Below are 6655 nucleotides of genomic sequence, written 5' to 3' on the forward strand. Positions count from 1 at the left end.
CGTTGACCGTCCCGGAGATCCGCCACCTGCTCGCCGCCGTCTTCAACTCGCCGGTCGCAACCGTGAGCAGACTGCTGCACTGGTCCACCTGGCGCAGACGCCACCAGGCAACATCTCGCCGCAGTCACTATCGACGGCGGTCCGTCGACGAACCTGCTGGATAGATCACGAAACCGCACTGGAGTATTAGGAGAGCATGTGGTCGAACAAGAGCGCAAGAGCTTCCCTCTGCAATGGATCGTCTGACAAGTTGAAAACGAGGCGGCTGCTCCAGCTGGGTTCGGTCTTCCGCGGCGGCGACCCTTTGCGGTCGTATGAGCTGTCGCGGCACGGATCCCGGGGGCGGGGCCAGCCGGGGGCGGGTGCGGAGGACTTCCCGTCCCCGGGCGTGTCGGGGCTGGGCGCGGAGGTGCCGCCGGTCGGTGTGTCCCCCTTGCCGCGGTGTGGTGTCCGGATCTTGACCGGAGATGCGAAAGTGCCTTCTGAGCTGGGAAGACGAGACTTCGAAGGTCCCTGTCAGCACAGCGGAAGGCACTTTCTGCGGGCACCCGGCCGGTCGCGTCCGGTTGTGTCGGCCGACGGTCACGGGCCCCGAGGCCCGAGCGGCCCGAGGGGGCAGGGCTCGATGACGACCTTCAACTGCGCCGGGTCGGTGAGTGCCGTCCGGAGCGCGTCCGCCGAATGTTCCAGCGGGAAGCGCGCGGTGATCAGCGACTCCAGCTCGACGCGTCCGGTGGCGGCCAAGGACACAGCGGCGGGGAACTCCCCGGCGTAGCGGAAGGCGGTGACCAGGCTGAACTCCTGGCGCTGCATCCAGGCCAGCGGGAGCGTGGTCCCGGGCTGGGGCGGGTTGCCGACGACGACCAGGGTGCCGCCGGGGCGTACCGCGTGGACGGCGGCGGCCAGGGCAGCCTCGATGCCTGAGCAGTCGAGCGCGATGTCGAACAGCGGCTCCTGGGGGAGGGGCCACGGGAGGTGTCCAGGATCCGGTCGGCGCCCAGGCGGCGGGCGTGGGCGAGTCGGCCGGGGCTGATGTCGGTCACCACGGTCTCGCCCGTGCCCACCGCGCGGGCGGCCTGGAGGACCAGCAGGCCGATCGGCCCGGCGCCGGTCCCCGGCCGCGACGCCGCCGCGGCGCACCGCGTGCAGGGCCACCGCGAGGGGTTCGATGAGCGCGCCGGAGGTGAGGGGGAAGTCGTCGGGGAGAGGGTGGGCGAACTTCGCGGGTACGGCCAGGTGTCCGGTCAGGGCGCCATGGGTGGGCGGGGAGCCGAAGCAGCGGCCGTGCGGGCACTGGTTGTAGCGGCCCGCGCGGCAGGCGCGGCAGTGTCCGCAGGGGATGGCGGGCTCGATGGCGACCCGGGTGCCCGCGGGCGCGGGCCGTGGCCCGCCACGACCGCCTCATGGCCGAGCGCGGTGGGGGAACGGAGCACATTGGGGCCGTTCTCGCCGTGGGCGTAGTAGTGCAGATCGGAGCCGGACAGCCCGATCGCGCCGATTTCCACCAGGACCTCGCCGGGGGCGGGCCCGGGAATCGGGTGCCGCTCGATGCGCACATCCTCAGGGCCGTGCAGGATCGCGGCGGTGGCGTCGTTCATCTAGCGGTGGTTTGTTGACGTGGGGTCGGGGCCGCGGTAGAAGGACGAGTAGGGGGTGTGATCACCGCTCGTCGTCCGTGTCCGCCGGCTCCGGGACCGCTGGAGCAGTACGCTGCCGGTTTCGATGGACTCCCTGGCCCGGCGTCGGGGTTTTCGTCAGTACCTCACGGGGCTGCTGGCACCGAGGGAACGGAACAAAACACTGACTGCCTGGCCGGGGCCGAGCCGGTAGCGGGAGCCCAGCACCCCGCAGTACAGCGGCTGCAGTTCTTCCTCTCCGAATCCCCCTGGGAGCACGAGCGGATCAACACCCGTCGCCTTGAGCGGTTACTGGATGATCCGCGCACCGCTGCGCATGCCGGTGGGGTGCTGGTCATCGACGACTCCGGCGACCGGAAGGACGGCACCGCGACCGCGAACGTGGGCCGAGGGTGGCTGGGCCGATACGGCAAGACCGACAACGGGGTCGTCACGGTCACCACATTGTGGGCGGACGAGCGGCTGTACTATCCGCTTCACGCCGTGCCCTACACCCCCGCCCGCCACTTCCCCAAGGGCCGCACCGACCCGGGCTTCGCCACGAAACTGCAGATCGCTGCCGCACTCGCCCGCCGGGCGATGGAAGCCGGAGTTCACTTCCGGGCGGTCGCGGCCGATTGTGCATACGGCGATCAGGACGGTTTCCGCGGCGAACTGGCCACCGTCGGGCTGCCGTTCGTGATGGCCCTCAAACGGCGCCGCGGCACCTGGGCCTACTGTCCCGATGCCCACACACCGGCCGACGCCTCCCGGGAACCGGCCTGGCACGGCCCGGACCGTCCGGGCGACTGGACGGCGGTGACCCGCACCTTCCGCGACGGGCACACCACCACCTGGTGGGCCGCCGACGCGTCCTTGGGCTGGTGGGGACCGGACGGCACCACCCGGCTGGTAGTGGCCACCACCGACCCGGACACCCTGCCGGAGAAGTCCACCTGGTACCTGGCCATCAACCTGCCCCGCCCCGGCTCACCACGCGAGACCGACACCGCCCACCGACCTCGCCGAGATCATGCGGATCCACGGCATCCGCAACTGGATCGAGCAGAGCTACAAACAGGTCAAGGACGAACTGGGCTGGGCCGACTTCCAAGTCCGCACCGACCGTGCCATCCGCCGCCACCAGACCCTGGTCAACCGTGCGTTCTCCTTCTGCTGGGAAACCGGACCGCCACCGACTCCCGCCCACCGGCCGCCCCGGGCAGAGAGGGGGCACCCGAACGCACCACCCGGCACGCACGGTGTGAAGCGGCGGGGGCTGGAAACGGAGCGGAAGCCACCGCGCCAGTCCCCGACGCTACTCAGCGCCATCCGGGGCACGGGGCTCGCAGCGACGGACGTGCGGGGCTGCCGCATACGCAACCCGGTGAACGAGAGTGTCCAGGACAGCACCTGACGTCGTGTGCTGACCGGCTGCGGCAGTGTGCCTTCAGTCGTTGTGGCTCCACTCTTCCCTCAGTTCGGAGATCCGCTTCTTCACCGCGTCAGATGCCTTGGCCAGCGAGCCGGAGTCGAAGGGGGGCTGTGGGTCGTACTCGATCCACAGCTGAAGCGCCTGGGCGGTCACTTCGTCGGTCAGCAAGGCGGCCAGAGCGAGGGCCATGTCGATGCCGGAGGATACGCCGGCCGAGGTGATGACCTTGCCCTGTCGGACCGTACGTTGGGGGGTGTAGACAGCGCCGTACGACGCCAGCGCTTCCGCCGCGCTCCAGTGGGTGGTGGCGGTCAGGCCCTTCAGTAGGCCTGCGGCGCCCAGCACCAGGGACCCGGTGCAGACCGAGGTGGTGAACTTGGTGCGGGTGTGGATGCGGCGCACCCAAGCGAGGAAATCGCCATCGGCCACCATGGCCTCGGCGCTCCTCCCGCCCGGGATCAGCAGGACGTCACAGTGCTTCACCTCGGAGTACGTGGCCGGGACGTACGTCGGCAGGGACCCCAGTGCATCCTTCACCGGGCCTTTCTCGGCCCCGACGAACCGTACGGAGGCGCCGGGCATGTAGGCGAGGACTTCGTAGGGTCCGACCACGTCGAGCGGCTCGTAGGCGTCGTAGAGCGGGATCACGATGTCCAAGGCGGCTTCCTCTTTCCCGGGTGACCCCACGGTGCGGATGTCGGATTGCGGCGCGGACGCTGCCACTGCGCTGGCGGCGAGCGGCAGCGCAGCCGCGGCGGCCATACCGGTCCCGAGGACAGTGCGCCGGGACACGGCGGCTGTTTGAGCGCGCTTGGGTTTGCTTGTCATGGCTAGATAGTCGGCCGCGGCCCCACGTTAGTTCCCGTAGGAATTTGGCTGAGCCTTCGGATCCCCAAAGGTGGAGGGGAACCCGTGGACCACGGTAGTCCGGGCCCCCTCACCGACTACTGGGCCGGGCGACGTCGCAGACAAAAACCGGCACCTTCGCACGCCTGCGAGCCCTCGGGGCTTGCTTGAGCCGTGTGCTCGGATGACGGGCCCGCACGGTTCTGAGGGGGGGACCGCCGCAGCAATGCGGCCGTCCTACCCGACCAGAGCGCAAAGAATGAGTGCGGTCTGAACCAGTACGAGGTCCGTCGCTACGTGGGCTGGTACAAGCACATCACACTCGCCATGCTCGCCTACGCGTTCCTCGCGGTGATGGCCGTGCAGGAGCGCGAAAAAGGGGTGACGCGGCCGACACACCCGACCTCGTGGCCCTCACACCAGCCGAGATCCGTCGTCTGCTGGCAGCTGAACCCCCTCGCCGTCCTCCACGCCGCGACCACGCAGTGAGCTGTTCCCGATGGCGACGCCGCCACCAAGCACGTGCACGCCGCTGTCATTACATGCGGCGCGGGCACACGTTGGTGGGACGACCGGCCCAAGTCCGTCCCACCCATGCCAAACCCCCGCTACACTCCCCACCCCCAGGCCGTTGACCAGGAAAAATGCAGAAGTCCGACTGGACCACCTAGCCTGCGGGGGCGAGGTGGGCGTCCACGGCGGCGACGCCGTCGATGCCCTGGCAGAGGCCCACGACCACTGGGATGAGACGCGGTTCCGGGACGTGGCCCCGAAGGGTGACGTCCCCGTCACGGACCTCGACCGCGACGGTGCCCTCGTCCAGGCCGAGGATGCGCCCCAGGACGTCCTGCTCGACCTCGTCGCGGATCTCGAGGTCGGAGCGGAGGAAGGCGTCGAGGAGGTCGCTGCGGCTGATGATGCCGGTGAGGAGCCCGTCGTCGCCGACCACCGGCAGCTGCTTGACGTGCCGCCTGCGCAGTTCCCGCGCGGCCCGGGGGATCGTCCAGTCGGCGCGGGCGGTGAAGACGGGGCTGCTCATGAGCGCGCCCGCGGCCTGGGCCCGGGCCTTGGCCCAGGCGCGCTCGTCGTTCCCGTCCTGCCCCTGCGGATCGGGCCTGCCGGTCTCGTGCCGCAGTATGTCGGACGCGGATACCATGCCGAGGGGGGCGCCGTTGTCGTCGAGGACCGGGGCGGCGGCGATGTCGTTTGCGTCCAGCAGGGCGGCGACTTCCTGGAACGGCGTGTCGGGGCGGAAGGTGACGACGTCCTGGGTCATCACGTCACCGACTGTGCGGCGGTGCAGCATGGTATCGGCCTCCTCCGCTTCGCGACGGGGCGGCCGCGGCCGGGCCGCCCCGGGCGGGCCACGCGCGGTGCGCCGGCCTCCGCGGCCCTGCCGGCTCGCCCACGAGCGTCTTCTCTACCCATGACAGCACCGTGCCGCTCCGGCGACCACTGACGTTCGGCCTGGCGGGGAAGGTCGGCGGTCCTTACGGCCAGGAGTGCGGCCGAGCGCATGCCCACGGGCACGACCCCCGGAACGGACGAAGGGGCCGCGGCCGCCGGACAGTGGCGGGCGCGGCCCCTTCGGGCTCCGGGGGAGGCTTCAGACAGGCGACCTGGTGCCTGATCATCGTCGCCGTCGTCCTGGTTGTCGTTGTCGTCGTGGTCCACATGCTGGTTGAGGACCTTGCCGCTGGCGGCGTCAACGGTGACGTCGTGGTTCTTGTGGTCCTTGCCGAAGACGTCGACCTCCCAGATGAGGGAGCCGTCGCGGTCGGTGGTGTCGAGTTCGGCGGAGGTCGCGGTGTCGGGCACGGCCTTCGGCGCGGTGGTGGTGGCCTTGTTGTAGCTGACCGTGTCGGCCTTGACCTTGGTGTGGTCCTGCGCGGTGTCGTCCAGCTGTCGCTCGCCCTGGGAGAGCTGGACCGAGGACTTCGGCGTGGGGCCGTGGTCGTCGGCGAAAGCGCTGGCGGCACCCGTGCCACCGATCAGGGCGGCGGCGGCCTGTGTCCAGCCGGTCGTACGGCCATGTGCGGGGGAGGTCTGCGTGACCAGGCCCCCTTCGTTCGCCGTGCCCTGTTGCTTTCGGATTCGAACAAGTAATCTAATCTAGGCATGACCCAGAACGATTTCCCCTCTGACCTCATGGAGGCGCAGACCGCCTGGTACCGCACGTACTGGCAGCTCGCGGAATCCGGCCCGGCGGCCAGCACGACCACGGACCGCCGACGCCTCCAAGAGCTGTCAGCACAGATCGCCGACCACCCTTACTGGCGCGGACCATTGGGCACACCTGCCGCACGCATGGAGCTCAAAGAACTCGCGCGGCGCAGAGTCGGGTGGTGACGCTCACTGGTCCTATGAGCTCAGGAACCGGTGTCTCCCGCGGCTCCGGACAGCACCAGCCGCTGTCGTGGTCGGTCTGCTCGGCAGCGACCTGTTCGACTGCTCGTTGACGCCAGCGGGCAGTCACCGGCGGCGGCACGCTGGCCCGAGCGCTTTGCCGTACTTGTCTGCATGTCCGCCATGCCTGCCGCCGAGCCGTCACCGTCCGCTGGCGAGGTTCTGCGGGAGCGGTACGCCCGCAGGCTGCCCGCCCGGCTCGGCGACCTGGCCGGACCGGTGCACGGCCACGTGCAGCTGCCGCTGCACGTGGCCTGGTCGGGCCTGACCCGGTTCGACCTCGACCGGCCACGGTCGCGGATGAGCATGTACCGCACCGTGCTCGCCGAAGGACAACACGACGACCTCATCA

General features: G+C 70.0%; 7 protein-coding genes and 6 pseudogenes. 5 read left to right on the forward strand and 8 right to left on the reverse strand.

The genetic code is table 11. From position 1 onward, the window contains the following. Positions 1–582 precede the first annotated feature (582 nt). The 4 genes and pseudogenes from ASC60_RS43640 to ASC60_RS44350 all read right to left on the reverse strand — a co-directional run. The gene (locus ASC60_RS43640; protein ID WP_370593025.1) at positions 583–948 is read right to left on the reverse strand and encodes a zinc-binding dehydrogenase; all 366 of its coding nucleotides are present in this window, start codon (positions 946–948) and stop codon (positions 583–585) included. Positions 949–962: 14 nt separating this feature from the next. After that, positions 963–1097, reverse strand: a pseudogene (locus tag ASC60_RS44340) (zinc-binding dehydrogenase); the annotation flags it as partial. A gap of 166 nt (positions 1098–1263) precedes the next feature. Continuing rightward, positions 1264–1353 (reverse strand): annotated as a pseudogene (locus ASC60_RS44345) (alcohol dehydrogenase catalytic domain-containing protein); the annotation flags it as partial. Positions 1354–1406: 53 nt separating this feature from the next. Continuing rightward, positions 1407–1598 (reverse strand): annotated as a pseudogene (locus ASC60_RS44350) (NAD(P)-dependent alcohol dehydrogenase); the annotation flags it as partial. Positions 1599–1655: 57 nt separating this feature from the next. Between ASC60_RS44350 and ASC60_RS38585 the strand changes: the two are divergent. Beyond that, positions 1656–2402 (forward strand): annotated as a pseudogene (locus tag ASC60_RS38585) (transposase); the annotation flags it as partial. On the opposite strand, the gene ASC60_RS43645 reads toward ASC60_RS38585, so the two are convergent. After that, the gene (locus ASC60_RS43645) at positions 2351–2587 is read right to left on the reverse strand and encodes a hypothetical protein (protein WP_055558328.1); all 237 of its coding nucleotides are present in this window, start codon (positions 2585–2587) and stop codon (positions 2351–2353) included. The pseudogene ASC60_RS38585 and the gene ASC60_RS43645 sit on opposite strands and share 52 nt — an antisense overlap. Before the next feature lie 62 nt (positions 2588–2649). Here ASC60_RS43645 and ASC60_RS43650 point away from each other — a divergent pair, with 62 nt between their 5' ends. Then, positions 2650–3033 carry a hypothetical protein gene (locus ASC60_RS43650; RefSeq protein ID WP_055558329.1) on the forward strand — a complete coding sequence of 128 codons (384 nt, stop codon included), beginning with the start codon at positions 2650–2652 and terminating at the stop codon, positions 3031–3033. 33 nt (positions 3034–3066) lie between these two features. Here the strand turns inward: ASC60_RS43650 and ASC60_RS38205 are convergent, their stop codons facing one another. Further along, the gene (locus tag ASC60_RS38205) at positions 3067–3813 is read right to left on the reverse strand and encodes a DJ-1/PfpI family protein (protein ID WP_234357332.1); all 747 of its coding nucleotides are present in this window, start codon (positions 3811–3813) and stop codon (positions 3067–3069) included. Positions 3814–4143: 330 nt separating this feature from the next. Here ASC60_RS38205 and ASC60_RS43655 point away from each other — a divergent pair. After that, a pseudogene (locus ASC60_RS43655) lies at positions 4144–4386 on the forward strand (IS701 family transposase); the annotation flags it as partial. Between the two features lie 178 nt (positions 4387–4564). On the opposite strand, the gene ASC60_RS38215 reads toward ASC60_RS43655, so the two are convergent. Then, entirely contained in the window at positions 4565–5203 is a 639-nt protein-coding gene (locus tag ASC60_RS38215; protein WP_055558332.1) for a CBS domain-containing protein, read from the reverse strand. Continuing rightward, positions 5173–5715 carry a PepSY domain-containing protein gene (locus ASC60_RS40465; protein WP_234357333.1) on the reverse strand — a complete coding sequence of 181 codons (543 nt, stop codon included), beginning with the start codon at positions 5713–5715 and terminating at the stop codon, positions 5173–5175. The genes ASC60_RS38215 and ASC60_RS40465 overlap by 31 nt, the downstream gene beginning before the upstream one ends. Positions 5716–6015: 300 nt before the next feature. On the opposite strand from ASC60_RS40465, the gene ASC60_RS40470 reads away from it, so the two are divergent. Together ASC60_RS40470 and ASC60_RS38220 are read left to right on the forward strand one after the other, a co-directional pair. Continuing rightward, positions 6016–6246, forward strand: a complete 231-nt coding sequence (locus tag ASC60_RS40470) for a hypothetical protein (protein ID WP_079038919.1) — start codon at positions 6016–6018, stop codon at positions 6244–6246. A gap of 180 nt (positions 6247–6426) precedes the next feature. Then, a pseudogene (locus ASC60_RS38220) lies at positions 6427–6655 on the forward strand (hypothetical protein); the annotation flags it as partial.

Source organism: Streptomyces sp. NBRC 110028 (assembly GCF_001417735.1).
GTDB lineage: Bacteria > Actinomycetota > Actinomycetes > Streptomycetales > Streptomycetaceae > Streptomyces.